Origin of the sequence: Labedaea rhizosphaerae, assembly GCF_004362825.1 — a bacterium.
In the GTDB taxonomy this organism is placed as follows: domain Bacteria; phylum Actinomycetota; class Actinomycetes; order Mycobacteriales; family Pseudonocardiaceae; genus Labedaea; species Labedaea rhizosphaerae.
This window is the reverse complement of record NZ_SNXZ01000004.1, coordinates 497598-522736: the sequence shown is the minus strand read 5'-3', so window position 1 is coordinate 522736 and position 25139 is coordinate 497598. Positions and strand designations below refer to the sequence as shown.

At 71.1% G+C, this 25139-nt stretch carries 29 protein-coding genes; 19 read left to right on the top strand and 10 right to left on the bottom strand.

The window, feature by feature from the left end:
- Nucleotides 1-1311 (bottom strand): XrtP-associated glycosyltransferase, encoded by a 1311-nt coding sequence (locus EV186_RS25370; RefSeq protein ID WP_133852169.1) that lies wholly within the window; start codon nt 1309-1311, stop codon nt 1-3.
- 44 nt (nt 1312-1355) lie between these two features.
- On the bottom strand, nt 1356-1910 hold the full coding sequence (xrtP, locus tag EV186_RS25365; RefSeq protein ID WP_243754260.1) for an exosortase P: 555 nt from the start codon (nt 1908-1910) through the stop codon (nt 1356-1358).
- A gap of 251 nt (nt 1911-2161) precedes the next feature.
- On the opposite strand from xrtP, the gene EV186_RS25360 reads away from it, so the two are divergent.
- The 3 genes from EV186_RS25360 to wecB all read left to right on the top strand — a co-directional run bounded on the left by EV186_RS25360 (nt 2162) and on the right by wecB (nt 4341).
- Nucleotides 2162-2908 (top strand): choice-of-anchor protein CoaP, encoded by a 747-nt coding sequence (locus EV186_RS25360; RefSeq protein WP_133851886.1) that lies wholly within the window; start codon nt 2162-2164, stop codon nt 2906-2908.
- Between the two features lie 15 nt (nt 2909-2923).
- The gene (locus EV186_RS25355) at nt 2924-3115 is read left to right on the top strand and encodes an LPXTG cell wall anchor domain-containing protein (protein ID WP_243754259.1); all 192 of its coding nucleotides are present in this window, start codon (nt 2924-2926) and stop codon (nt 3113-3115) included.
- A gap of 80 nt (nt 3116-3195) precedes the next feature.
- Nucleotides 3196-4341 carry a non-hydrolyzing UDP-N-acetylglucosamine 2-epimerase gene (gene wecB, locus EV186_RS25350; RefSeq protein ID WP_133851885.1) on the top strand — a complete coding sequence of 382 codons (1146 nt, stop codon included), beginning with the start codon at nt 3196-3198 and terminating at the stop codon, nt 4339-4341.
- A 34-nt stretch (nt 4342-4375) separates the two neighbouring features.
- On the opposite strand, the gene EV186_RS25345 is transcribed toward wecB, so the two are convergent.
- The 3 genes from EV186_RS25345 to EV186_RS25335 are packed head-to-tail and all read right to left on the bottom strand — an operon-like array spanning nt 4376 to nt 6643.
- The gene (locus tag EV186_RS25345) at nt 4376-4945 is read right to left on the bottom strand and encodes an isochorismatase family protein (protein ID WP_133852166.1); all 570 of its coding nucleotides are present in this window, start codon (nt 4943-4945) and stop codon (nt 4376-4378) included.
- 5 nt (nt 4946-4950) lie between these two features.
- On the bottom strand, nt 4951-6246 hold the full coding sequence (locus EV186_RS25340; RefSeq protein WP_133851884.1) for a nicotinate phosphoribosyltransferase: 1296 nt from the start codon (nt 6244-6246) through the stop codon (nt 4951-4953).
- Nucleotides 6247-6289: 43 nt separating this feature from the next.
- Nucleotides 6290-6643, bottom strand: coding sequence for a winged helix-turn-helix transcriptional regulator (locus tag EV186_RS25335; protein WP_243754258.1), 354 nt, complete (start codon nt 6641-6643; stop codon nt 6290-6292).
- Nucleotides 6644-6696: 53 nt separating this feature from the next.
- Between EV186_RS25335 and EV186_RS25330 the strand changes: the two genes are divergently transcribed.
- From EV186_RS25330 to EV186_RS25290, 9 genes are all read left to right on the top strand, one after another.
- Entirely contained in the window at nt 6697-7161 is a 465-nt protein-coding gene (locus tag EV186_RS25330) for a group II truncated hemoglobin (protein ID WP_243754257.1), read from the top strand.
- Nucleotides 7162-7232: 71 nt separating this feature from the next.
- Entirely contained in the window at nt 7233-7532 is a 300-nt protein-coding gene (gene clpS, locus EV186_RS25325) for an ATP-dependent Clp protease adapter ClpS (RefSeq protein WP_133851883.1), read from the top strand.
- Nucleotides 7529-8089 carry a DUF2017 domain-containing protein gene (locus tag EV186_RS25320; protein WP_133851882.1) on the top strand — a complete coding sequence of 187 codons (561 nt, stop codon included), beginning with the start codon at nt 7529-7531 and terminating at the stop codon, nt 8087-8089. Before clpS ends, EV186_RS25320 begins: the two co-directional genes overlap by 4 nt.
- Nucleotides 8090-9055, top strand: a complete 966-nt coding sequence (locus tag EV186_RS25315; protein WP_133851881.1) for a P1 family peptidase — start codon at nt 8090-8092, stop codon at nt 9053-9055.
- 113 nt (nt 9056-9168) lie between these two features.
- Complete coding sequence (locus EV186_RS25310; RefSeq protein WP_133851880.1) at nt 9169-10044, top strand: peptidase inhibitor family I36 protein; 876 nt, start codon at nt 9169-9171, stop codon at nt 10042-10044.
- Nucleotides 10045-10098: 54 nt separating this feature from the next.
- Nucleotides 10099-10701, top strand: coding sequence for a hypothetical protein (locus tag EV186_RS25305; protein WP_133851879.1), 603 nt, complete (start codon nt 10099-10101; stop codon nt 10699-10701).
- Nucleotide 10702: 1 nt separating this feature from the next.
- Nucleotides 10703-11179, top strand: a complete 477-nt coding sequence (locus EV186_RS25300) for a M67 family metallopeptidase (RefSeq protein ID WP_133851878.1) — start codon at nt 10703-10705, stop codon at nt 11177-11179.
- 55 nt (nt 11180-11234) lie between these two features.
- On the top strand, nt 11235-11507 hold the full coding sequence (locus tag EV186_RS25295; RefSeq protein ID WP_133851877.1) for a MoaD/ThiS family protein: 273 nt from the start codon (nt 11235-11237) through the stop codon (nt 11505-11507).
- Between the two features lie 2 nt (nt 11508-11509).
- Nucleotides 11510-12460, top strand: coding sequence for a PLP-dependent cysteine synthase family protein (locus EV186_RS25290; RefSeq protein WP_133851876.1), 951 nt, complete (start codon nt 11510-11512; stop codon nt 12458-12460).
- A gap of 61 nt (nt 12461-12521) precedes the next feature.
- On the opposite strand, the gene EV186_RS25285 is transcribed toward EV186_RS25290, so the two are convergent.
- Nucleotides 12522-14807 (bottom strand): helicase-associated domain-containing protein, encoded by a 2286-nt coding sequence (locus EV186_RS25285; RefSeq protein WP_133851875.1) that lies wholly within the window; start codon nt 14805-14807, stop codon nt 12522-12524.
- Between the two features lie 110 nt (nt 14808-14917).
- Here EV186_RS25285 and EV186_RS25280 point away from each other — a divergent pair, with 110 nt between their 5' ends.
- From EV186_RS25280 to EV186_RS25270, 3 genes are read left to right on the top strand one after another with little or no spacing between them, the layout of a single operon-like run.
- The gene (locus EV186_RS25280) at nt 14918-15577 is read left to right on the top strand and encodes a rhomboid family intramembrane serine protease (RefSeq protein ID WP_243754256.1); all 660 of its coding nucleotides are present in this window, start codon (nt 14918-14920) and stop codon (nt 15575-15577) included.
- Complete coding sequence (murI, locus tag EV186_RS25275; RefSeq protein WP_133851874.1) at nt 15574-16395, top strand: glutamate racemase; 822 nt, start codon at nt 15574-15576, stop codon at nt 16393-16395. Before EV186_RS25280 ends, murI begins: the two co-directional genes overlap by 4 nt.
- A 19-nt stretch (nt 16396-16414) precedes the next feature.
- Nucleotides 16415-17173, top strand: a complete 759-nt coding sequence (locus tag EV186_RS25270; protein ID WP_133851873.1) for an MBL fold metallo-hydrolase — start codon at nt 16415-16417, stop codon at nt 17171-17173.
- Here the strand turns inward: EV186_RS25270 and EV186_RS25265 are convergent.
- Nucleotides 17136-18074, bottom strand: coding sequence for a lysylphosphatidylglycerol synthase transmembrane domain-containing protein (locus EV186_RS25265; protein ID WP_166659317.1), 939 nt, complete (start codon nt 18072-18074; stop codon nt 17136-17138). The genes EV186_RS25270 and EV186_RS25265 overlap by 38 nt on opposite strands.
- Nucleotides 18075-18668: 594 nt before the next feature.
- Between EV186_RS25265 and rph the strand changes: the two genes are divergently transcribed.
- Both rph and rdgB read left to right on the top strand, forming a co-directional pair.
- A complete protein-coding gene (gene rph, locus EV186_RS25260) occupies nt 18669-19436 on the top strand; it encodes a ribonuclease PH (RefSeq protein WP_133851871.1) in 768 nt (255 codons plus the stop codon).
- Complete coding sequence (gene rdgB / locus EV186_RS25255; RefSeq protein ID WP_133851870.1) at nt 19433-20032, top strand: RdgB/HAM1 family non-canonical purine NTP pyrophosphatase; 600 nt, start codon at nt 19433-19435, stop codon at nt 20030-20032. The genes rph and rdgB overlap by 4 nt, the downstream gene beginning before the upstream one ends.
- On the opposite strand, the gene EV186_RS25250 is transcribed toward rdgB, so the two are convergent.
- Nucleotides 20029-21285 (bottom strand): FAD-dependent oxidoreductase, encoded by a 1257-nt coding sequence (locus tag EV186_RS25250; protein ID WP_133851869.1) that lies wholly within the window; start codon nt 21283-21285, stop codon nt 20029-20031. The genes rdgB and EV186_RS25250 overlap by 4 nt on opposite strands.
- A gap of 93 nt (nt 21286-21378) precedes the next feature.
- Here EV186_RS25250 and gltX point away from each other — a divergent pair, with 93 nt between their 5' ends.
- Entirely contained in the window at nt 21379-22857 is a 1479-nt protein-coding gene (gene gltX, locus EV186_RS25245; protein WP_133851868.1) for a glutamate--tRNA ligase, read from the top strand.
- Here gltX and EV186_RS25240 read toward each other — a convergent pair.
- On the bottom strand, nt 22854-23093 hold the full coding sequence (locus EV186_RS25240; RefSeq protein WP_133851867.1) for a hypothetical protein: 240 nt from the start codon (nt 23091-23093) through the stop codon (nt 22854-22856). The genes gltX and EV186_RS25240 overlap by 4 nt on opposite strands.
- A gap of 79 nt (nt 23094-23172) precedes the next feature.
- The gene (locus tag EV186_RS25235; protein ID WP_133851866.1) at nt 23173-24114 is read right to left on the bottom strand and encodes a cutinase family protein; all 942 of its coding nucleotides are present in this window, start codon (nt 24112-24114) and stop codon (nt 23173-23175) included.
- Nucleotides 24115-24262: 148 nt separating this feature from the next.
- Here EV186_RS25235 and EV186_RS25230 point away from each other — a divergent pair, with 148 nt between their 5' ends.
- A complete protein-coding gene (locus EV186_RS25230) occupies nt 24263-25132 on the top strand; it encodes an SDR family NAD(P)-dependent oxidoreductase (protein ID WP_133851865.1) in 870 nt (289 codons plus the stop codon).
- Nucleotides 25133-25139: the final 7 nt, after the last annotated feature.

The following is a 25139-nucleotide window of genomic DNA, read 5'->3' as shown; positions in this document are numbered from 1 at the left end:
TCAGTGGTCCAGGGCGACCACGCCGGGTGTTTCCGCGTTGCGGCGGGTCTTGGTCCACCCGTTGCGCTTGCGGACAAGCCGGGCCGCGGCCCGCCACGACGTCAGGTAGAACGTGTAGATGTACACCGCGTACGCGAAGCCGTAGCCCAGCGCGCGGATCCGGCCCACCGACCTATCGCACCGCGCGCGGTAGATCGGGCCCCACACCAGGAACGGCAAGAGGCCGAACAGGCCGTAGCCCACGAACAACAGCCAGGCCCCGCCGGTGAACCACGTCCACACCTCGGCCGGGTCGCTCGCGGCGCGAACCCCCAGCAGCACGAACGGGATCGGGTAGACGATCGTGCCGATCAGCTGCATCCACGGCTGGGCCAGGTAGTAGAGCATCTCCGCGGCACCGAGGGTCGACAGGTGCGGCGAATCCCAGATCTGGCGCACATAGCGCGCGCACTGCATGGTGCCCTGGCCCCACCGCGTGCGTTGGGCCAGGAACGGCCGCAGCCGGTACAGGCCTTCCTGCGCCACGTGCGTGTCCACGGTGAACCCGGTCCGCCAGCCCGCGGTCAGCAGGTGCACACCCAGCTCGAAGTCCTCCAGCAGCGAACCGCGCCACGGGGTGCCCGCCGCGCCCGCGATGCTGTCCAGCGCGGCCAGCCGGGTGAACTGGCCGTTGCCGCCCATGGAGATCGTGCCCGTGTGGGCGCGGGACATCTGGATCGCCGCGATCGCGGTGCGGAACTCCAGGTCCTGCATGCGGACCATGGCCGCGCCGAAGAGCCGGCGCAGGCGCCCGCCCTGCTGTTCCCGCACGCCGACGTTGCTCATCCGCACGTCGACCTGGACCGCGCCGATCGCGGGGTCGCCGAAGAGGTGGCCGGCCGCGCACACGGCGAGGCTGTCGGGGGCGGGCCTGCCGTCGGCGTCGACCACGACGACGACCGTCCTGGCGGTGTCGGCGCCCGCGCCGACCCACACCTTGAGCGCGCGGTACGCCGCGTTGAGCGCGTCGCCCTTGCCGGTGCGCGCGTGCGGGCGGCGCCTGCTGACCAGGTGCAGGTGGCGGTCGTCCTTGCCCAGGGCCGTCACCACGGCGGCGGTCGCGTCGTCGGAGTCGTCGTCGATGACCCACACGTGCCCGCCGGGGAAGGTCTCCCGCAGGTAGCGGACGGTGTCGCCGACGACGGCCTCCTCGTCGCGGCACGGCACGAAGAAGTGCCACGCGAACGCGTCCGGGTCACCCGAGGGCAGCCTGCGGTGGCGCAGGTAGGGCACCACGATCAGGCAGACGTAGGTGATGAACGCGACGCTCATGGTGAGCGCGATCGCTTGCGTGAAGCCGAGAACCAGCTGCGAGCTCACGCCGTGCGCTCCCTCGTCCGGTCATCCCGGTTCCGCGTGGCGAGCCACACGAACAGCACCAGCGCGACCGCGCCGCCGAACACGCTCACCATCGAGCCGAGCATGGTGTGGCCCCAGTAGTAGCCGAGGTCGGTGCCGAGCCAGTTGACCAGGCCGACGATGGTCAGCACGCGCAGCTGGTTGACCACGATCACCGCCAGCGCGGCGACGCCGAGCGCGATCAGCACCTGGCGGGTGATCCGCGGCCGCAGCGCGATCATGATCGCGCCGACCACGAGCAACGGGAGGACAAGGAACGCCGACGTGCACTCGGGGGTCATCTTCAGCCCGAACGGGTGGTCGCCGCCGAGTCCGAAGTAGACGGTCTGGCGCGTGTCCGCGACGTACACGCCGTGCCCGGTGGTCAACCGCAGCACGCCGCCGGCGAGCACCACCTCGGCGGTGCGGTAGAGGCGCTGCCAGAAGACCAGGGCGGCGGCGAGCGCGATGAGGCCCGCCACGAGCGCCTTGGTGGCGGGCGGAACGCGTCTGGGCGCGGGGGGTTCGGTCACGGGAGTCCTTCCCTGGGCAAGGGGTCCGGTCGATCATCGGTCAGAACGGCGCGGTGGCGTATCGCTGGATCGGGTGACGTGAAGGTCCCGTTCGTGGGTCAAAACTGCGGAACGTTCGGAGCCTGGCCACTTGATCGGGCGACGTGTCACACGTTCAGGTCCTATGTGGCCGGATCTGCTTACCAATTGGCTCTGTTGCGCGATATCCACCGGCGCACACCAGTGCGCAATCCAGATGACGGAGGAAATTGATGCCAAGACGATTGGCGCGCCGAGCCGGTCTGACCGCGCTCACCGGCGTCGCCGCGGCCGTCGCGTTGCTGGCCGCCGCCATGCCCGCGTCGGCCGCGCCTGGCGACGGATCGGCGTATGCGGCCAAAGTGGACGTGACGCTGCTCGGGGCGTCCGCGGTGACCGTCGGCCCACTGTCCCCTTCGAACACCAACGGGCCGACGAGCGCCACGCTGGCCAGCATCTCGGTGCCAGGCATCCTCAGCACCGGCATCGTCAGCAGCAAGTCGGTGCTCGACGAGAACACCGGCGTGGTGCACACCGAGGCCAGCATCGCGAACGCGAAGGTGACCCTCGGCACGGCCAAGCTGACCGCCGACGTGATCGGATCGCACTGCGACGCCACGCAGTCCGGCGTCACCGGCGGCTCGACGCTGGTGAACGTGCAGATCCCCGGCGCGCAGGTCCCGGTGAACCCGGCACCGAACACCAAGGTGAACGTGCTCGGCCTGCTGGTGATCACCTTCAACGAGCAGATCGACAACGCGGACGGCAGCAAGACGATCAACGCCGTGCACATCAAGCTGAACGCGCTCGTCGGCTCGGGCGACGTGATCCTGGCGTCGTCCACCTGCGGGCCCGCGGCCCCGCCGATGCCGATGGCGTCCGGTGCCGGTCTCTGGGTCGGCCTCGGTCTGCTCGGCCTGGTCGCGGTTCCGGCCGGCACGGTGGTCTTGCGCAAGCGGCGTGCCGCGGCGCAGGCCTGACGGGAGGAGTCGCGCATGTACGGAGGCGGTGGCGGTGGCGCCATGGGCGGTGCCGCGAGCGGTGGGGCAGGAGCACTGGCGATGACGGGTGCTCCCGTGGTGTGGTGGATCGTGCTGGGCTTCGCCCTGCTGATCGCCGGCGTGCTGTTGCTGCACGCGAGCCGCAGGCGCCACCGGATCCCGACCGCAACCGGACCCGGTCGGTGACCGCCCGATGAGACCGCCGCCGGTGCCCGGTTCTTCCGAGGATCAGGCACCGGCGGCGCTCATCGGGTGAAAGGAGGAACATGAGCAAGGACGTCGTGCTGCTTGCCGGTACCCGCCCGGAAGCGGTGAAGGCCGCCCCGGTGGCGTTGGCGCTGGCCGGTCACCCCGTGCTCCGCCCTCGGATCGTCCACAGTGGACAGCACGCCGGCATGGTCGAACAGGCCCTGGCCCCGTTCGGGCTGAGGGTCGACGACCGCCTGCCCGTTCAGCGGGACACCGGAGGTCAGCCCGAACTCGTGGCGCAGCTGCTGCCCGCGCTGGACGACGTCCTGGCGACCCACGACCCGGCCGCGGTGATCGTCCAAGGCGACACCACCACGACGCTGGCGGGGGCGCTCGCCGCGTTCTGGCGCCGGGTTCCGGTGGTGCACCTGGAAGCGGGGCTGCGCACCGGCGACCTGGCCTCGCCGTTCCCGGAGGAGGCCAACCGCCAGCTGGTGGCCCGCATCGCGGCGTTGCACCTGCCGCCGACGGAGCAGGCCGCGCAGGCCCTGCGCGCCGAGTCGGTGCCCAGCGAGCACATCGTCGTCACCGGCAACACGGTCGTGGATGCCGTGCGCCACATAGCATCCGCGGCGCCGCCGGCGCGCGACCCGAAGCTCTCGGCGCTGGAGCACCGGGTGGCCACCACCGGCGGCCGCCTGGTCCTGGTGACGGTCCACCGCCGCGAGTCGTGGGGTGCGCCCCTGGACCGGGTGCTGGCCGCGGTGCACGACCTGGCCGACGCCCACCCGGACATCCACGTGCTGTTGCCCGCGCACCCGAATCCGTTGGTACGCAGGCAGATAGCGGCGACACCGAGCCACCCCCGGGTCGTGGTCACCGAGCCGCTGGACTACCCGGACCTGGTCCGCGCCCTGCGCGGCGCCTCCCTGGTGCTCACCGATTCCGGCGGCATCCAGGAGGAGGCGCCCAGCTTCGGCGTGCCGGTGCTGGTCCTGCGCGAGGTGACCGAACGCATGGAGGCCGTGGTCGCCGGCTGCGCGTGGCTGGTCGGCACCGATCCGGCCCGAATCCGCACGGAGGCCGACCGCGTGCTGTGCCAACGGTTGCGCGTCCCGCTGGACCGCAACCCATTCGGCGACGGTCGCGCGGCGCTGCGGGTCGTGGCAGCCTTGGAGGAACTGCTGGGCCTCACCGCCGCCATGGTCTGTGAGGCAAGCTGAACGTCCAGGTTGGCCGTGGTTGCCTCGGCACCGGTCACCCGCCCAGTCTGGGTTCGCCGATCAGGGACACCCCAGCCCCGCGCAGTTCGACCAGTGCACTGTCCACAGTGGTCTTGGCGACGCCTGCGGTCAGGTCGAGGCGCACCGTGGTGGCGAACCCGGCCTTGGCGGCATCGAGCGCCGTCGCCCGCACGCAGTGGTCGGTGGCGATCCCGACGACGTCGACGGTGTCCACGCCCTGATCCCGCAACCACCGGGTCAGCGCGGTCCCGTGCGAGGCTCCCTGGAACCCCGAATACGCCGCTTCGTATGCCCCCTTGGAGAACACGGCCTCGATCGGCGCGACGTCCAGCTCGGGGTGGAACGACGACCCGGGCGTCCCGGCCACGCAGTGCACCGGCCAGCTGGCCACGAAGTCCGGCGAAGCGCTGAAGTGGTCACCGGGATCGACGTGGTAGTCCCGGGTGGCGATGACCCGGTCGTAGCCGCCCCGGCCCAGGCGGGCCGTGATCTCGGCGGCCACCGCGGCGCCGCCGGCCACGGCCAGCGACCCGCCCTCGCAGAAGTCGTTCTGCACATCGACGACGATCAACGCGTTGGCCACGGCGGTCACCCCACGTGCACGGTAGTGATGGCCGGTTCCCCGGCGGACAACTTCAACCCTTCCCAAGGCAGCGACACAAGTCCACCCCGGACCCGCTTGCGCGCCTGCTCCAGCGACGGCAGCCCCTCGACCACGGAACCCCCGCGCATCAACGGCATCGCCAACTGCCGGTCGTGCTCGGCCGCCTCCGGCTCGGGCCCGGCCGCCGGGTAGATCACTTCCTCCAACGCGGTTCCGGTCGGCTTGTGCCTGCGGATCGCCAGCTTGCGCCCGCCCTTGGACTCCTTGTGCGACGACCGTTTCGCCACCGGCCGCCCCGCCACCTCGACCAGCTTGTAGACCATCCCGGCGGTGGGCGCGCCCGACCCGGTCACCAACGAGGTCCCGACCCCGTAGGCATCCACCGGCTCGGCGCGCAGCGCCGCGATCGCGTACTCGTCGAGGTCCCCGGACACCACGATCCGCGTGTGGTTCGCGCCGAGCTTGTCCAGCTGCTCGCGCGCCTGGCGGGCCAGCACACCGACGTCGCCGGAGTCGATCCGGATCGCGCCGAGCTCGGGCCCGGCCACCTCGATGGCTGTGTCGATGCCCTTGGTGATGTCGTAGGTGTCCACGAGCAGCGTCGTGTCACGCCCCTGGGCGGCGACCTGCGCGGCGAAGGCGTCCCGCTCGCTGTCGTGCAGCAACGTGAAGGCGTGCGCGCTGGTCCCGGTCGTCGGGATGCCGTGGCGCCGCGCGGCCTCGAGGTTCGACGAGGTGGCGAACCCGCCCAGGTAGGCGGCCCGGGCGGACGCCACGGCCGCCTCCTCGTGCGTGCGCCGCGACCCCATCTCGATGATCGGCCGGCTGTTCGCGGCGCTCACCATCCGCGCGGCCGCCGAGACGATCGCGCTGTCGTGGTTGAGGATCGACAGCACCAGCGTCTCCAGCACCACGGCCTCGGCGAACGTGCCGCGCACGGTCAGGACCGGCGACCCGGGGAAGTACAACTCGCCCTCGGGGTAGCCGTCGACGTCGCCGGTGAAGCGGTAGCCGGCCAGCCAGTCCAGCGTGTCCTTGTCGACCACTTTGCGATCAGCGAGCTCGCGCAACTCGTCGTCGCCGAAGCGGAACGCGGCGATCGCGTCGAGCACCCGCGCGGTCCCGCCGACGACGCCGTAGCGCCGCCCGTTGGGCAGCCGCCGGGCGAACGTCTCGAAGACGCACGGCCGGTCGCCGGTCCCGTCGGCCAGCGCCGCGGCCAGCATGGTCAGCTCGTAGTGGTCGGTGAGCAACGCCGTGCTGCGACCCAGCTCAGTCATAGGGGCGAGCGTATAGCGATCCGGCGCCCCGCAAAGGTGATCCTCATCGGGGCAGCGGCGAGATCACCACGCCGTCGCGCTCGGCCCGCCGCTCACCCCAGTCGTACATCGCCTGCAGCATGGGCCCGAGTTCGCGCCCCTCGGCGGAGAGCCGGTACGACACCGTCACCACGGCGTCCTCGTCGTGCACGGTGCGCTCGACCAGCCGGGCGCGCTCCAGTTCGCGCAGCCGCTGGGTGAGCATCTTCTCGCTGATGCCGGGCAGCAGCCGGCGCAGCTGGCCGTAGCGCAGCTCGCCCTGCTTCAGGTGGGCCAGGATGACCGGTGTCCAGCGGCCGCCCACCAGGTCGACCGCCAGCTCCACCGGGCAGTGATATTCGGGCTGGTACTCGGGCACGCACTCCACGGTACGTACTTGATCAGGCCTGGCCAACGTGGTTGCGTGCGGCCGTGACCAGTGATGTCCCCACGTTGTACGAGTGGGCCGGTGGCGCCGAGGCGTTCACGAAGTTGATGACCACCTTCTACGCGGAGAAGGTCCCGAACGACGACCTGCTCGCGCCGGTGTTCGCCCACATGGGCCCGCACCACGCCGAGCACGTGGCGTTGTGGCTGGGCGAGGTGTTCGGCGGGCCGCCGGCCTACTCCGCCGAGTACGGCGGGCACCCGCACATGATCGCCATGCACGCCGGGCGGGGCATCACCGAGCAGCAGCGGCGACGCTGGATCCAGCTGCTGCTCGACACCGCCGACGAAGTGGGCCTGCCGAACGACCCAGAGTTTCGTGCCTCCTTTGTCGGTTACCTCGAATGGGGGACCCGGATGGCGGTGATCTTCTCCGCTCCGGGCGCGGAGGCGAACCCCGACGAACCGATGCCGCACTGGAACTGGGCGCTACCGCCCTGGCAGGGGTAGCCGACACGCCCGCGGGCCCGGAAAGGTGATCTGGCGAACGCCCCCGAATCGGACATGCCACCATTGGGGGTATGACCACGCCAGCCGCTACCGAGCAGACGCAGGCCGAGCCTGCGGGCGCCGAGGTGGCCGCCGAGGACCAGCCGTGGCAGACGGTGGTCTGGAACGACCCGGTCAACCTCATGTCGTACGTGACCTACGTGTTCCAGAAGCTCTTCGGCTACAGCCGGGAGAAGGCGACGAAGCTGATGCTCGACGTCCACCACAAGGGCAAGGCGATCGTGTCGTCGGGGTCCAAGGAGAAGGTCGAGGGTGACGTGGCGAAGCTGCACGCCGCGGGCTTGTGGGCCACGATGGAACACACCTCGTGAACGTCTGGAAGCGCAAGGGCGCGACCGTCGTGGCCACCATGGACCGGCAGGAGGCCGCCGTGCTGCGCGGCCTGGTGTCGCAGATCAACGACATGCTGATGGCCCGCGCCGAAGAGGCGCCGCAGGACGAGCTGGCCGAGCTGACCGGCATCCGCACCGGGCCGACCACCTCGCCGGACGACCCGATCCTGTCCCGGCTGCTGCCCGACTTCCACCGGCTCGACCCGGACAAGCCCGACAAGACCGAGCAGGACTCCGCGGCCGCGCTGCGCTCGCTGCACGAGCCGGAGTTGCTCGAGCAGAAGACCGGCGTCGCCGAGGTCGTGCTGGAGACCTGCCCGCCTGGCGGCGGCCGGGTGTCGCTGACCTTCGAGCAGGCCGACGCGTGGCTTTCCGCGCTCAACGACGTGCGGCTGGCGCTGGGCACCGCGCTCGACGTCACCGAGGAGATGCCCGACGAGCTGCCCGAGGACGACCCGCGCAGCCCGCACCTCGGTGTGTACCACTGGCTGACCTGGGTGCAGGACACCCTGGTCGACGCGCTCGCGGGTGACTAGGTGATCACCGACGTGGCCGGCATCGAGGTCGGTCACCACCAGCGCATCGAGGATGGCTGGGCCACCGGCACCACCGTCGTGCTCGCCCCGCCCGGCACGGTCGGCGCGGTGGACGGGCGCGGCGGCGCGCCCGGTACCAGGGAAACCGACCTGTTGCGCCCGGAAAACCTGGTGCAGCACGTGAACGCGGTCGTGCTCACCGGCGGGAGCGCCTACGGGCTCGACGCGGCCACCGGCGTGATGCGCTGGCTCAGCGAACGCAACACCGGCTTCCCGGTCGGCATGCAGCCGCACGAGGTCGTCCCGATCGTGCCCGGCGCCGTGCTGTTCGACCTGCCGCGCAGCGCGTGGGGCAACCGGCCGGACGCCTCCTTCGGTTATGCCGCATGCGAAGCGGCCGCGGGCGGACCGGTGGAGCAGGGCTGCGTCGGGGCCGGCACGGGGGCCAAGGTCGGCTCGCTCAAGGGCGGCATCGGCACCGCGAGCACGGTCGCCGAGGCGTGGACCGTCGGCGCACTCGCCGCCGTCAACGCCAAGGGCGAGGCGGCGGACCTGGCCACCGGGCGGCTCTGGGCCGGCGACCAGTTCGATGTGGACTGGCCCGACCGCCCGGGCGACCTGCCCACCGTCGAGCAGACCGGCCTGAACACCACCATCGGCGTGGTGGCGGTGAACGCGGCACTGTCCAAAGCGGAGGCCGGCCGGCTCGCGATGGCCGCCCACGACGGCCTTGCCCGGGCGGTGCGCCCCGCCCACTCCATGTTCGACGGTGACACCGTCTTCGCGCTCGCCACCGGCGAAATGCCGCTGCCCGACGGCCCGATGCGGGCGGTGGCGCTGGACAGCCTGTGCGCCGCGGCCGCCGAGGTGTTCGCCACCGCGATGGGCAACGGCGTGCTCGCCGCGACCTCGCTCGCCGGGCTGCCCGGCTACCGCGACGTCTGGCCCGGCGCGCTGCGCGCGTAAGCGGCTCCCGGCGTTCACCCGCAAGAACCTGACCAGAAAGCCCGCTTTGCCGGTATCTTCCGTGCCGGATCGTCCCGTCGTGTGCATCTGACGTAACGAGAGGGCGTTTCACCGTGAAGAGAAGGCTCTTGTCGGCGGCCATCGGCGCGCTGTTGCTGACCGCCTCGGCGGTCCTGGCCGTCGCCGCGGCCCCGGCGGCCCAGGCCGCCGCCCGCAACGGCGTCTGCGAATCGGGCGAGTTCTGCCTCTACTACAACAGCGACAACCAGGGGTCGCTTGTCGACTTCACCGGCTCGGTCGCGACCTACGGCACCGGCACGGACTGCATCAAGTTCATCAGCTCCGGCAACGGCCGCGGCCAGTGCGTGAAGAACAACGCGGCCTCGGCGTGGAACCGCACGTCCGTCCCGGTCACGGTCTTCTACAAGAGCGACTGGTCCGGCGCGATCGACTCGTTCATCGCCGGCGCGAAGGGCAACCTGAGCTCGTCGCTGAAGAACGAGAACGCCGGTCACGTCGTCGGCAAGCCGGGCAACGACCGCATCGAGTACGGGGTCTACCACACCAACGACGCCCGGATCACCGCCTACTTCGACGGCTACCTGTCCACCTCGGGCCGGCACGAGGGGATCGACATCGCCCTGAGCCCCGGCGCCAACGTGTACGCCCTGCTCGACGGAACGGTGATCTACAAGAACGAGGGCGGCGGTGGGCTGTCCACCATCTCGATCTACAACGCGAGCCTCGACCGCAGCATCATCTACCTGCACTCCAACCCGCTCGACGGGCTCGCCGTCGGTCAGCACGTCGACCGCGGCCAGCACATCGCCGACGAGGCCTCACGCGGCGCCAGCGCGTCGCACACGCACGTCGAGATGCGGCCGGGCCGGCACGAACTCGCGGCGAAGAGCGTCGACGACCCCGTGCTGGACAACCCGATCCCGACGACGTTCTGGATGAACCACGGGTACAACATCTGCTGCCAGTGACCTCTTGATCGGCCCACCGCCCGCCTGGGCGGTGGGCCATCGTAGGGTCGCCCCATGATGTGGCTCCGGATCGCGCTGACCACGCTCGTGCTGGCAGCGGTGACGTGGCTCGGGGTCGCGCTGAACGTCTTCCACGTCGGCGGGGGCACCCTGCTGATCTGGCTGAGCGCCCTGCTGGTCCTGGTCCTCCCGCCGATCGTGGCCCGCAGCGCGGGCGTGGCCGTGCTGGGCGTGTTCGCCGCAGGCATCCACCTGGTCATGATCTTCGGGGCCGGGCTCACCGTGGTCGACGGCCTCGTGCTGCAGACGCGGGGCGTGCACGTGCAGGCCGCGGTCACCGGCTACACCGATCACTGGACGGCCGCGCAGTTCACGCCGCCGTCGAAGTACACGAAGAACGCGCTGGTCGTGGTCACGCCGGACGGCCAGCACGGCATCGTGGCCGTCGACGGCGACCGGCCGGGCGCGTCGGTCGAGGTGGTCGAGGACCCGCAGGCGGCCGTGGACCTGCACCGGCCGGACGAGGTCGACTTCACCGTCGGCCTCGTGGTCGGGCTCATCGACCTCTTGATGATCTTCGGATTGGCCTGCTACGCAGGTCGGACCGCCCGCAAGGGCCGCGTCTCACCAAGCGGGAAAGCTCCGACCTCGACGTAAGATGGATCTCGTGCTGCAGCTGCGCCAGGACCTCGTCGACCAGATGGTCGCCCACGCCCGCCGGGACCACCCGGACGAGGCGTGCGGGCTGCTCGTCGGTCCGGCCGGCGCGGATCGCCCCGAGCGGTTCATCCCGATGCTGAACGCGGCCCGGTCGCCGACGTTCTACCAGTTCGACGAGGGCGAGTGGCTGCGCGTGTACCAGGAGACCGACGCCGCCGACGAGGAGATCGTCGCGGTGTTCCACTCCCACACGGCGACCGAGGCCTACCCGTCGCGCACCGATGTCGGGATCGCCGACAACTACGCGATGTTCCTGCCGAGCCCGCACTACGTGCTGGTCTCCACGCGCGAGCCCGACACCCACGAACTGCGCTCGTACCGGATCGCCGACGGCGCGGTCACCGAGGAGCGGGTCGACGTCGTCGAGTCCTACCGGTTCGCGGGCACCGGCCCGGACGACCGTCCCGATCGCTGAGACCGGCACTCGCAAGCGTCTTCGACAAGCACGTAATCACGGAGGTATGCCCACCATGGCCGTCACGGTCTCCATCCCGACCATCCTGCGGACCCACACCGGCGGCGAGAAGACCGTCTCCGCGGACGGCGCCACCCTCGCCGAGGTGATCGACAACCTCGAGGCCAACCACGGCGGGCTCAAGTCGCGCCTGGTCAAGGAGGGCTCGCTGCACCGGTTCGTCAACGTCTACGTCAACGACGAGGACGTGCGCTTCGCCGGCGGCCTCGACGCGAAGGTCGCCGACGGCGACAACGTGACGATCCTGCCCGCGGTGGCCGGCGGCTGATCGTGGCCCGCTACGACTCGCTCCTGGACGCCCTCGGCGACACGCCGCTGGTCGGGTTGCCCCGGCTCTCGCCGTCCGCGGACGTGCGCCTCTGGGCGAAGCTGGAGGACCGCAACCCGACGGGCTCGATCAAGGACCGCCCTGCCCTGGCGATGATCGAGGCCGCCGAGCGCGACGGCTTGTTGCGCCCCGGCGCGACGATCCTGGAGCCGACGTCGGGCAACACCGGCATCGCGCTGGCCATGGCGGCCAAGCTCAAGGGTTACGGGCTCGTGTGCGTGATGCCGGAGAACACGTCGGAGGAACGCAAGCAGCTGCTCGCGGCCTACGGCGCCCGGATCGTGCACTCGCCCGCGGCGGGCGGCTCGAACCAGGCCGTGGCGATGGCCAAGGAGCTGGCGAAGAGCAACCCCGACTGGGTGATGCTGTACCAGTACGGCAACCCGGAGAACGCGGGCGCGCACTACCGCGGGACCGCGCCGGAGATCCTGCGCGACCTGCCGTCCATCACCCACTTCGTGGCCGGTCTGGGCACGACGGGCACCTTGGTCGGCGCGGGGCGGTACCTGCGCGAGCACAAGCCGGAGATCCAGATCATCGCCGCGGAGCCGCGGTACGGGGAACTGGTCTACGGCCTGCGCAACCTCGACGAGGGCTTCGTCCCGGAGCTGTACGACCCGGACGTGCTGACCGGCCGGTACTCGGTGGGCTCGTACGACGCCCTGCGCCGCACGCGGCAGTTGCTGGAGAGCGAGGGCATCTTCGCCGGCATCTCGACGGGCGCGATCCTGCACGCCGCGCTGGCCGTGGCGGAGAAGGCCGAGCGGGCGGGGGAGAAGGCCGACGTGGTCTTCGTCGTGGCCGACGGCGGGTGGAAGTACCTGTCCACGGGTGCCTACAGCGGCACCCTCGACGAAGCCGCCGCCCGCCTCGAAGGCCACCTCTGGGCTTGAGGGCCGCATCACCCGGTCGACCAGCTCCGGACAAGCTGCCTGCGGACGCACGCTGCGCGGGTCAGCGGGCCGGGGACACGGCTTCGATGTTGGCGACGGTGAATTCGCGATCCGCGCCACGCAGGTGGCAGTAGGACTCCATCCATCGGTCCCAGAGCCGGATGGGGCGGATCCGGCGAATCGTACGGTTGCCTTCCTTGTTCCGGTAGGAGATCACCACGTCGTCGCGGTGTTCGATGGCATGGGCGAGCAACGCCAGTTCGGCGTCGTCCAGGCGGGGGTTGAGTCCGGCCAGGGTCCGCTCGGCGCGGCTCACCTTGGCGTGGTCACCGTTCGGGTCCGCGACGAGGCGACGGGCCAGCTCGGACGCGTCGAGGGTCGGTCGGGGTGGGTCGATCGGGTCGGTGTCGCTGAGGTGCCCGGTGACCCGCTCGACCACGACGGCGCCGGTCGCGTCCTCGACGACCGGGAAGAAGCCCGCCGCGCGCAACGAATCGAGCACCCGGTCCGGTTCCAGCGGACTCGTCAGCACGGTCGGCGCGGCCCGGACCAGCTTGAGCTTGGCCAGCGACCGGGTGCCGGCGATCTCGGCGACCATCGCCTCGTCGGCCACCAGGCACGATCGTGTCGCTCGCACCCGCACTCGACCGTGGCGCCGGGCGGTGTCGTTGACCAGGTACTCCAGTGGTTGCGGCAGCGGCTGGTGGGCGATCGCGGCCAGCTCGGCGAGCAGTTCCGGCGCCGTCCAGCCCGCGTCGAGCGCGCCTCGGACGCTGTTCGCGCTGAACCGCCAGACCGCGCCCGCGCCGCGGGTCTCGTTCACCGCGGCGGCGGCGAGCAGGTTCGCCACGGCCGCACTCGGCTGACCGGACACCACGGCGGTGAGGTCCGACTGCAGGATCACCCGGCACTCGGTCGCCGGTAGCAGTGCCGCGCAGCGGTCGGCGACACTGTCGGGGTTGGCGTCGACGATCGTCGCCCCGAGTTCGGAGACCCGGTCCTGGGCGACGACGCCCAGCAGTTCCGCTTCCTGGATCACCGCGGCGATCTTCGCGTCGCGCGCGGCGGCGTCGTAACCGTGCATGGGGTAGAACCAGTCGATCTCGCCGCCGACGCCGCGGACCGACAGCCCGTCCGCGGCCGCGGTCCGCACCAATGCGCGGCGCATGGCGCCGGCCTCGGACACCAACGGCAGCGGTGGCGGCTGCACCTTGTCGTCATTGACCTCCCGGAGCAGGGGAGCGTGTTCGATCGCATACCAGGCTGTGGCCGCCGCCGCCCATTGTTCGCTCGGCGTCGCGGCGCGCCACCGCGAGTGGGCGGCGGTCGGCGCGTAGCCGCCGTCGGTCTCGCCAAGCAGTTCGGCGGCATACGCGATGTCGATCCACAGCGGCATCGTCTGCACTGGGATCGACAGGCGTTTGGCGAGGTTGCCCTGCTCACGCGCGCCGACCCCGCCCTTCTTCAACATGGCGACGGGTTTGCGGCCGGCCTCGTCCAGCAAGGTGGCCAGGATATGCACGGCTTCTCGCGCCGCCCCCTGGGCGATCGTGTCGGCTGCGGTCGCGGTCGCCTCGGCCTTGGCGACCTCGGGGCGTCCGGTCAGTCCAGCCGCCAGTCCGGCCAGCCACGCTCCCACCGCGACCTCGCGAGGGACCTCCGGTCGCCGGTTGACCAGCAGCACCAGCCCGGCACGCACTAGGACGTCGACCGGCGACCGCCGCGGATCCACATAGCCGAACATGACGCCCAACAAGCCCGACCGGAGCTCGTCCAGTAGATCCCTGGCCGGATTCGGCAGTTCGGCGATCCGGGCGGCCACCCGCTTGGGGTCCGCCAACATCTCGGTGAGTGCATCGATCAACTCCGGCTTGCGCGCCCCGGCAACCGGGATGTCCCAGGCCGACGCGGTGACCCGCAGGTCGTCGGCATAGGCCGGTTTGGCGATCTGCGCCAGCGGCTTCGCGTCGCCGAGTTCGGCTCGCCAGTGTTCCTGCAGTCGCTCGGGCAGCCGCAGCACCTGCCCGTCCGACCACGCCAGCCCGATGCCGCGCAGCATTGCCAGTTCCGCGTGCACGGCGGGCTCCGAAGTGTCGAGGAGCCGGGCGATGGCTGGCACGGTGGCCCCGTCACCGAGTACCGCGATCGCCTCACCGACGAGGTGCGTGTCGTGGTTGAGCAGGCGCAGTGCCTCGACGATCGAGCCGGGACCGCCGAGCCGCTGGGCAAGTTGTTCGAAGCTCCGCGGTACGGGTTCGACGCGCACGTCGGGCCGAGCCGCAAGCAAGTCGGTCAGTTCCGCGGCGTCGAGGGCGGCCAGGCGAGCAGCGAAGGACGCGGACCACACCACTGCATTGTCCAAGACACCGAGGAGCGCGGACGAGGGCCCTCATGTCGGGGACGACATCAGGGATTTCACCCGATCCGTCCGTTACACGATCCCCGTAGCCTGAACCCGTGAGCACGCTACCGACCGCGCCGGCCGCCAAGCGCGGTGTCGCGCGGGTCCTCCCGCCCAATCCAGCGCAGGCCGCCATCGTCGTCGGCGGGTTCACCGTCCTGCTCTACCTGGTGGAACTCCTCGACCGGATCATGAGCGGCAAGCTCGACCACGGCGGCATCATCCCGCGCCAGGTGTCCGGGCTCGACGGCATCCTGTTCGCGCCCTTCCTGCACGACGGCTGGGGTCACCTGCTCGGCAACACGTTGCCGGTGCTGCTCTTCGGGTTCCTCGCCATGGCCGGCGGCCTGGGGCAGTGGATCGTCGTCACGGCCACGATCTGGGTCATCAGCGGGCTCGGCGTCTGGCTGACCGCGCCGACCGGTTCGCTGACCATCGGCGCGTCCGGGATCGCGTTCGGATGGCTGGCGTTCCTGCTGGTCCGCGGCTTCTTCGCCCGCAGTTTCCTGCAGATCGCGATCGGGCTCGTCCTGCTGTTCTACTGGGGCAGCACGCTGCTCGGCATCCTGCCCGGCAACCCCGGTGTGAGCTGGCAGGGTCACCTGTTCGGCGCGCTGGCCGGCGTGTTCTGCGCCTGGCTGGTCAGCGTCGCCAACCGCAAGACCAAGCCCGCGGCCGAACCCAAGCCCGAACTGCCCGGCACGCTGGGGCTGTGACACCACAAGCACCGACACGGCAGGCACCCATCGGGGTCTTCGACTCCGGCGTCGGCGGGCTGACCGTGGCCCGCGCGATCATCGACCAGCTGCCCGCCGAACGCTTGCGCTACGTCGGCGACACGGCCAACGGCCCGTACGGCCCGTTGCCGATCGCCGACGTCCGCGCGCACGCGCTCGCCGTCGCCGACCGGCTGGTCGACGAAGGCGTGAAGATGCTGGTCATCGCGTGCAACACGGCCTCGGCCGCGTGCCTGCGTGACGCCCGCGAGCGCTACCCGATCCCGGTCGTCGAGGTCGTGCTCCCGGCCGCGCGGCGGGCCGTCGCGACGACCCGGTCCGGCCGGGTCGGGGTGATCGGGACCATCGGCACGATCCGCTCGCGCGCCTACGACGACGCGTTCGCCGCGGCCAACGGCGTGACGCTGACCAGCGCGCCCTGCCCGAAGTTCGCCGAGTTCGTCGAGCGCGGCATCACGTCCGGGCGCCAGGTGCTCGGCCTGGCCCAGTCCTACCTGGAACCGTTGCAGCAGGCCGATGTCGACACGCTCATCCTCGGCTGCACGCACTACCCGATGCTCACCGGCGTGCTGCAGTTGGTCATGGGCGACGGCGTGACGCTGGTGTCCAGCGCGGAGGAAACCGCGAAGGACGTCGTGCGGGTCCTGTCGCAGCAAGACCTGCTCGCCGAGCCGGGTGAGGCACCGCCGAACCACGAATTCCTGGCGACCGGGCCGGTCGAGCCGTTCGTCAAGCTCGCGCGGCGGTTCGTCGGCCCGGACGTCGGCCGCGTCGCGAGCCTTGCCAGCGCCCGCTGATCGTGTTGTGGTGTCCCGTGTGCTCCTGACAGTCCTCGGTTGCTCCGGCAGCGTGCCCGGGCCCGGCACGGCCGCGTCCGGTTACCTGCTGGAGGCCGAGGGCTTCACCCTCGGCATCGAGCTCGGCACCGGCACGCTCGCGCAGTTGCAACTCGACCGCGACCCGTTCGCCTTCGACGCGTTGCTGTTCTCGCACCTGCACCCCGACCACTGCGCCGACTTCAGCCCGCTCACCGTGCTGCGCCGCTACCACCCGGAACGGCCGGCGGGCCGGCTGCCCGTGTACGCGCCGGCCGAAGCGCCGAGCCGGTTCGTCGCCGCGTACAGCCCGGACGCGCAGGACCGTGCCGTCACCGACCTTTCCGACGCCTACGCCTTCACCGCGCTCGGCCCCCGGACTGTCCACATCGGACCCTTTGCGGTGACCGCGGACCGGGCCGCGCACCCGTGCGAGGCGTTCGCGTTTCGCATCACGCACGACGGCACGACCCTGACCTACACCGGCGACACGGGCTGGTCCGACGCCGTGACGGCACTCGCCCGCGACGCCGACGTGCTGCTGTCCGAGGCGTCCTGGACGCACGCCGACGACCGGCCACCGGACCTGCACCTGTCCGGCACGGAAGCGGGCCGGCTCGCGAGCGTGGCTGGAGTGGGGCGGTTGCTGATCACCCACGTAACGCCGTGGACGCCGGTCGACGACGTGCTGACCGAGGCGAAGGCCGAGTTCGCCGGGGAGATCACACGGGTACGCCCACGCGAGGCGTATCGGCTGTGACCGGGTGGCCGGTGCGCAACACGAGCCAGCCGATCACGCCCGCGGGCAGCACGAGCCAGCACGAGAGCACCCGGTAGACCAGGACGACGGCGGCCGCGGGTCCGGCGGCCGCGCCCGCCGCGACCAGCCCGGCCAGCAGGCTCGCCTCGATCACGCCGATCCCGCCGGGCGTAAGGGGAATCTGGCGCACGAGTTGCACGGCCAGGTACACCGCGCCCAGCTGCCACAGCGTGACCGGCAGGTGGAAGGCGGCGGCCGCGGCGGCCAGGCACAGCAGGTCGGTCAGCCAGTTGGCGCCGGCGGCGCCGAGGGCGAGGGCCCAGTGCCGCGGCGCGACCTCGCGGGCATCGGTGATGGCGGTGCGCAGCACCTCGGGCAGCCGCACCCGCATCTTGGTGGAGCTGTGCCGGGCCAGGTGGACGATCAACGGGATCAGCACCAGCGCGGCGGCCACGGAGAGTTGCACGGTCAGTTGGTGGGTCCGCCAGACTTCCGCGACCCGCATCGCGACCGCCGCCGCGCCGCCGGTCAGGGACAACAGCCCGAGCGCCACGAACGAGATCAGCCCGGACAACACCATCACGGTGGCCGCGATCGAGCGGCTCGCGCCGTCCGCCCGGAACCAGCGGAACGCGTAAGCCGCGGACACGGCGCTGCCCGCCGGCATGGAGATCGCGAGCGCGGAACGGCTGTAGGCCAGCGCGATCGCGCGGTGCCGGGGCATCTTCACGTCGAAGGCGAGCAGCAGACGCCGTTGCTGGCGGGCGAACATCGCCATGGAGAACAGCTCGGCGGCCGCGGCGACGACCAGCCAGTCGGTGTCGGCGTCGTGCAAGGCGGCGACGACCGCGTCCATCGAGGGCAGCTTCCCGGACACGGTGAAGATCGCGGCGATCCCCACCGCGGGGAGTGCGCTCCATCGCGCTACCGAACGCCAAGCGATCATCTGCGGCTCTTTTCACTGCTCAGTGAAATCATGCGCTCGTTCGCGCGTGGCGTCGCCTCACTGTCGCCGAGGTCACTGGGTCCTTGACCCGCGGTCCGCCCCGACACGCGCGTGTAGGCCCTTCCGACCCGGTGTGTCCCCCGTTGCGCCCGGGTGTGTCCCCCGTTCGCGTGGGGTGAGTCCCGCGTTGTGTTCGGGTCTTGTGGGGTGGGTTCGGTTTGACACGGGGACCCCCACGACGGCCCTTGCGGGCGCTGAAAACGGGCAGGGGGTGAGGCGCCCGCAGCGCGCGAGTTTAGGCCGTCGTGCCCCGTGTAAAACCGAACCCACGAGCCGCGGCTGGCTGCGGCTTGGTCTCGGGGCGGCCGGCGGAGCTTTTCCGGGCAAGCAAACGCGACTCGGCATTCCGGCGTGGTGTGTCCCCAGCTCCGTGCGGGAACCGGAGGCGCGAAGAGAGGACACGCCCTGCGGGAAGAGGGGACACGCTGGGTCGGAACGGGGGACACACCGGGTGGGAGGAGGGGACACGCCGGGTCATAGGGTGGCGGCGTGGCACGAAGCGATGGCAGGCAAGACGACGAGCTGCGCGAGATCCGGATCACCCGCGGCTTCCAGGAGTGGCCGGCGGGCTCGGTGCTCGTCGAGTTCGGCAAGACCAAGGTGTTGTGCGCGGCGAGCGTCACCGACGGCGTACCGCGCTGGCGCACCGGTTCCGGGCTCGGCTGGGTCACCGCCGAGTACGCGATGCTGCCCTCGGCCACGAACACCCGCAGCGACCGCGAGTCGGTCAAGGGCCGGGTCGGCGGGCGTACGCACGAGATCAGCCGGCTGATCGGCCGCTCGCTGCGCGCGTGCATCGACCTCGCCGCGCTGGGGGAGAACACCATCCAGCTCGACTGCGACGTCCTGCAGGCCGACGGCGGCACCCGCACGGCGGCCATCACCGGCGGGTACGTCGCGCTGGCCGACGCGGTCACGTGGCTCGGCGCCGCCGGGCTGCTGGCCGACCCGCAGCCGCTCTCGTGCTCGGTGTCGGCGGTCAGCGTCGGTGTGGTCGACGGCCGGGTCCGGCTGGACCTGCCGTACGAGGAGGACTCGCGGGCCGAGGTGGACATGAACGTGGTGGCCACCGACACCGGCACGCTGATCGAGGTGCAGGGCACCGGCGAGGGCGCCACCTTCGCTCGGTCCACATTGGACAAGATGCTGGACGTGGCGCTGGCCGGCTGCGCCAAGATCAACGAGCTGCAGACCGCCGCGCTGGCCCAGCCGTACCCGTACGAGCTGCCGACGCCCTCGCCCAAGGGCAAGAAGTGACCCGCGCCTTGCTGGCGTCCCGCAACGCCAAGAAGCTGCGGGAGCTGCGCCGGATCGTGGCCGCCGAGGGCATCGCCCGGCTCGAGATCGTCGGCCTGGACGAGGTGCCCGCGTTCCCCGAGGCCCCCGAGACCGGCGCGACGTTCGAGGAGAACGCGCTGGCCAAGGCCCGCGACGCCGCTCGCGAGACCGGCATGCCCGCCATCGCCGACGACTCCGGCATCGCCGTGGACGCGTTGAACGGCATGCCCGGCGTGCTCTCGGCGCGCTGGTCCGGCAAGCACGGCGACGACGACGCGAACCTGGACTTGCTGCTGGGCCAGCTCGGCGACGTGCCCGACGAGCGCCGGGGAGCGGCGTTCGTCTGCGCGGCGGCCCTGGTGATCCCCGGCGTCGACGAGATCGTCGTGCGCGGTGAGTGGCGCGGCACCCTGATCCGCGAACGCCGCGGCACAGGCGGTTTCGGCTACGACCCGATCTTCGTGCCCGCGGGCTCGGCGATCACCTCGGCCGAGATGTCGGCCGAGGAGAAGGACGCCGAGTCCCACCGCGGCCGGGCGTTGCGCCAGCTGGTGCCGCACCTGCAGCGGCTCTAGGCCGGCACCTTCTCCGTGTCGCGGCGGGCGAAGTCCGGGGCGTGCTCCGGGCGCGGCCCTCGCGCGATCATGTAGGCCGGGATGCGGCGCAGGAACGGGAACGTCTTGCTGAGCCACAGCACCCCGGACGGCATGCCGTTGCGCTTGCCCGACAACGTCGGGCCGACCACCTTCGTGTGCAGGATCCGCTGCAGGCCCTGGATCAGGGCCATCGGCAGCCACCGGCGTCGCTGCACCTTGGCCAGGTCGGCCTCGGTGACGGTTCCGGTGCGCAGCGGCTCGGCGAGGATCGTGGCGGCGGCGACGGCGTCCTGCACCGCGAGATTGATGCCGACACCGCCGATGGGGGACATCGCGTGCGCGGCGTCGCCGATGAGCAGCAGGCCGTCGGTGTGCCAGCGGTGCAGCCGGTTCAGCTTGACGTCCAGCAGCTTCACCTGGTCGAAGTCGGTGATGGCGGCCACCCGGTCGGCGAACTTCGGCTCCAGTTCGGCGATCCGCTGCCGGAAGCGGTCCAGGCCCTCGGCCCGCAACGCCGCGTCTGAGCCCTTCTTGGTGAAGTACGCGAGCTGGTAGTAGTCGTCGCGGTTGATCACGATCATGAACTCGCCCATCCGGATGCGGGCGCTCAGGTTGCTGATCTCGCCGGGCTCGTCGTGGCGCGGCAGCCGGAACCACCACGTGTCGAACGGCACCGGGTACTCGTGGGGCGTCATGCCGAGCGGCTCGCGCAGCACCGAATGCCTGCCGTCGCAGCCGATGGTGAGGTCGGCGCGCAACTCGCCGGTCGCGCCGTCGGCGGTGCGGTAGCGGACCCCGACGACCTTGCCGCCCTCCTGGATGGCCTCGGTGACCTGCGTGTTCATCCGCAGCGTGAACGTCGGCTCCGCGCGCCCGGCGTCGGCCAGCAGGTCGAGCAGGTCCCACTGCGGCACCATCGCGATGTAGTTGTACGGCGCGCGCAGCTTGCTCACGTCGCCGATCGCCAGCGTGCCGCCGTCGGGCGTGGGGAACGAGATCCGGTCGAGCTTGCTCTGCGGCAACGCCCGGAACCGGGCGCCGAGGCCGAGTTCGTCCATCAGCCGGATGGTGGTGGCGTGCACGGTGTCGCCGCGGAAGTCGCGCAGGAAGTCGGCGTGCTTCTCCAGCACGGTCACCTCGACCCCCGCCCTGGCCAGCAGCAGCCCCAGCACCATGCCCGCGGGGCCGCCGCCGACCACCACGCAGGTCGTCTTCTGGACGTCGGTGGTCATGGGGTCCTCCTCTTTTCAACGTCTGATGAATAAAGCATCCCGCTGGAGACCGGCGACGTCAAGGCGAACGCCACTGGTTACGCTGATCGGGTCATGAGCACCGCACCTGAGCAGGTCCGCGCCCGGTTCTGCCCGTCGCCGACGGGCACCCCGCACGTGGGACTCATCCGCACCGTCCTCTACAACTGGGCCTTCGCCCGCCACAACGGCGGGAAGCTGGTGTTCCGCATCGAGGACACCGACGCCGCGCGCGACTCCGAGGAGAGCTACAACGCCCTGCTCGACGCGTTGCGCTGGCTGCGCATCGATTGGGACGAGGGTCCCGAGGTCGGCGGGCCGGACGGGCCGTACCGGCAAAGCCAGCGCGGCGAGATCTACACCGACGTCGCCAAGCGCCTGCTCGACGCGGGGGAGCTCTACGAGTCGTTCTCCTCACCGGAGGAGGTCGAGGCGCGCCGCAAGGCCGCGGGTCAGGACCCGAAGCTCGGCTACGACAACGCCGACCGCGAGCTCACCGACGAGCAGAAGGCCGCCTTCCGGGCCGACGGCCGCGAACCGGTGCTGCGCCTGCGGATGCCGGACGAGGACATCACCTTCACCGACCTCATCCGCGGTGAGATCACGTTCAAGGTCGGCTCGGTGCCCGACCCGGTGCTGGTGCGGGCCAACGGCGCCCCGCTCTACACGCTGACCAACCCGGTCGACGACGCGCTCATGCGCATCACGCACGTGCTGCGTGGCGAGGACCTGCTGCCGTCCACGCCCCGCCAGATCGCGCTCTACCAGGCGCTGCAACGCATCGGCGTCGCCGAGTTCACCCCGACGTACGCGCACATGCCGCTGGTGCGCGGCGAGGGCAACAAGAAGCTGTCCAAACGCGACCCCGAGTCGAACCTGTTCTTCTACCGGGACAAGGGTTTCCTGCCCGAGGGTTTGCTGAACTACCTCGCCCTGCTCGGCTGGTCCATCGCCGAGGACCGCGACGTGTTCACGATGGACGAGATGATCGCGGCGTTCGACATCGGCAAGGTCAGCTCGAACCCGGCGCGCTTCGACCTGAAGAAGGCCGAGGCCATCAACGGCGACCACATGCGTGCGCTGGACCCGGACGACTTCGCCCAGCGGGTGCTGCCGTACCTGAGCGACGCCGGCGTCCTGCCCGCGTCGCCGTCGCCGGAGCAGGTCGAGTTGGTGCGCGCCATGACCCCGCTGGTGCAGGAACGCATCGGCGTCCTGTCCGACGCGGCGCCGATGATGCGGTTCGTGTTCGTGTCCGAAGAGGACTTCACGGTCGAGCCCGACGCCGCGGCCAAGAACTTGGGCGAGGCAGCCAACTCGGTGCTGGAGGCCAGCATCGCGGCGATCGAGGGCGTGACCGAGTGGTCGGCGGCCGAGATCGAGCAGGCGCTCAAGACGGCGCTGATCGACGGCATGGAACTCAAGCCGCGCAAGGCTTACGCGCCGGTCCGCGTCGCCATCAGCGGCCGGACGGTGTCGCCGCCGCTGTACGAGTCGATCGAACTGCTCGGCCGCGAGCGGACGCTGTCGCGGCTGCGGGCCGCACTGGCCTAGCGCTCGCCCGGCTCGACGCGCAGAGCCTGCTCTTCGGGGCCCACGTCCGCCGCGGGCCCCGCGTCCTCGGCGACCGCGTCCGGCTCGGTGTCGACGACGTCCTCGTCCGGGGTCGTGACCTGCCGGCCGGGCTCGGTCCGTTCCCGTCCGTGGGTCGCGTCGATCTGCCAGCTGGGCGGGTTGTCGGCGGCGGGGTCGTCGGCGAGCTCGAGGTGTTCCTGCTGTTCGGATTCCATGCGCCGGGTGTACCCGTGCCTGCCGCCACGCAAAACGCGGGCGACCCGGCGCGTGGGTCGCCCGCGTTCTCTTCTGCGGTCAGGCGGAAGCGATCATCTTGAACCACGGCGAGGTCGCCGTCAGCTGGTCGATCATCGGCTGGCCGACGATGGCGGCCAGGCTGTTGCGCGCCGCGATCAGCTCGTTGCGTCCGGCGTTGCCGCCGAACTGCTGCTGCAGCTGCCACGGCGTGCCGATCGGCAGGGGCAGGGGTGCGCCGAAGCCGATGCGCTGGGGCTGGTGGATGAAGATCAGCCCGGACCCGAGGTCCCGCGCGGGGTTCAGGTCGTAGCCGTGATCGCCCTGCGCGTAGCCCACGAGGCCGTTGGCGAACGCCAGCAGGTTGGTGATCATGTTGGCGGAGTTGCAGATGCCGTCGTTCTCGTTGCAGACGTTGCGCACCGCGAGGTCGCCGTAGTGCTGGCCGCCCTTCATCGTGACGCCGGGCAGGATCGTCGGCACGTTGGTCTCGATGCCGCCCGCGACGCCCCCGATGCCGCCGTCGCCGAAGTCGCGGCGGGGGTTGCCGTAGAGCACACCGTTGAGCTGCCCGTGCGGGATGGCGTCGCTCTGCGAGAACTGCTCCAGCACGTCACCCGCGACGACCGCGCCCTCGGAGTAACCGGTCAGCACGAGCCGCGCGCCGGGGCACGCCGCGTGGTAGTCGGTGACCGCGCGGGTCAGGTTCGCGGTGCCCTCGGCCACGGACGCGTCCAGGGCCTTCTGGTCGACGACCGGGAAGACGCCCGCGTAGTACTGCACCTGCACGATCTCCCACCCGGCGGGCGGGGCGTGGTTGAAGCCCGAGTTGTTCCAGTTGGCCAGCGTCTGGCCGCTGCCGTAGCCGTCGGTCTCGAAGACCGCCGTGCCCGCGCAGGCCAGCGGGGCCGCCTGTGCCTGTGCGCCGACGCCCACCACCGAGACGGCGGCCGCCGTCACCGCGGCCGCTGCCAGTGTGCGCCTGATCCCTGTCGAGACCATGTAGCTCCTCCCAAAGCTCCATCGGCAATCGTTTACCGAGTGCCGCCGATCCTGGTCAGGACCTGACGGTAATGTTCACGAACACAGTTGTACATAAATTGGTGGCATTTGCGAACACCGGTGTTCGCAGGCGGCTAGGCTGGGGATCATGCGCACTGACATGGCAGGCCGGCGGGTGCTCATCACGGGGGCCGCGCGGGGCATCGGCGCGGCGCTCGCCCGGCGGTTGCACGAGCGGGGCGCCCGCCTCGCCCTCGTCGGGCTCGAGCCGGACGAACTGGCGAAGGTCGCCATCGACTGCGGAGACGCGCCCTGGCGGGAGTGCGACGTCTCCGACGCCGCCGCCCTGTCCGCGGCCGTCGACGAACTGGCTCAACAGCTCGGCGGGCTCGACGTCGTCGTGGCCAACGCCGGCATCGCGCGGCAGTGGTCGCTGCTGCACGGCGACCCGGCGATCCTGGCCACCACGTTGCGCGTCAACACGATGGGCGTCTGCCACACCATCCAGGCCGCCACGCGGCACGTGAACCACCCCGGCGGCTACCTGCTGGTGGTCTCGTCGCTGGCCGCGGCCGTGCACCTGCCCCTGCTCGGTGCCTACAGCGCGTCGAAGGCGGCCGCCGAAGCGCTCGGCGACACCGCGCGGATCGAGTTGCGGCCCTCCGGCGCACGGGTCGGCGTGGCCTACTTCGCCGAACTGGACACCGACATGACCGCGCGCGGGTTCGACACCGACGCGTCGCGGGCGTTCTTCGGGCCGAGCGGGGTCCGCGGTGGCGTGACCCCGCTGTCGGTGGCGATCGACAAGGTGGAGAGCGGCATCGCCCGCCGGGCCACGCGGATCTGCGTGCCCCGATGGGTCCGGCCCGTGCTGTGGGCCCGCATCCCGGCGCAGTTCGCGATCGGCCTGCGCTCGCGGGGACGCAAGCTGCACGAGATGTTGAAGATCGCGCGCACCGAGGAGGTTCCGTTCACCACTGAGCAGCCGGAGCAGCCGGAGCGCCCAGCGCGCGACTAATCTGGCC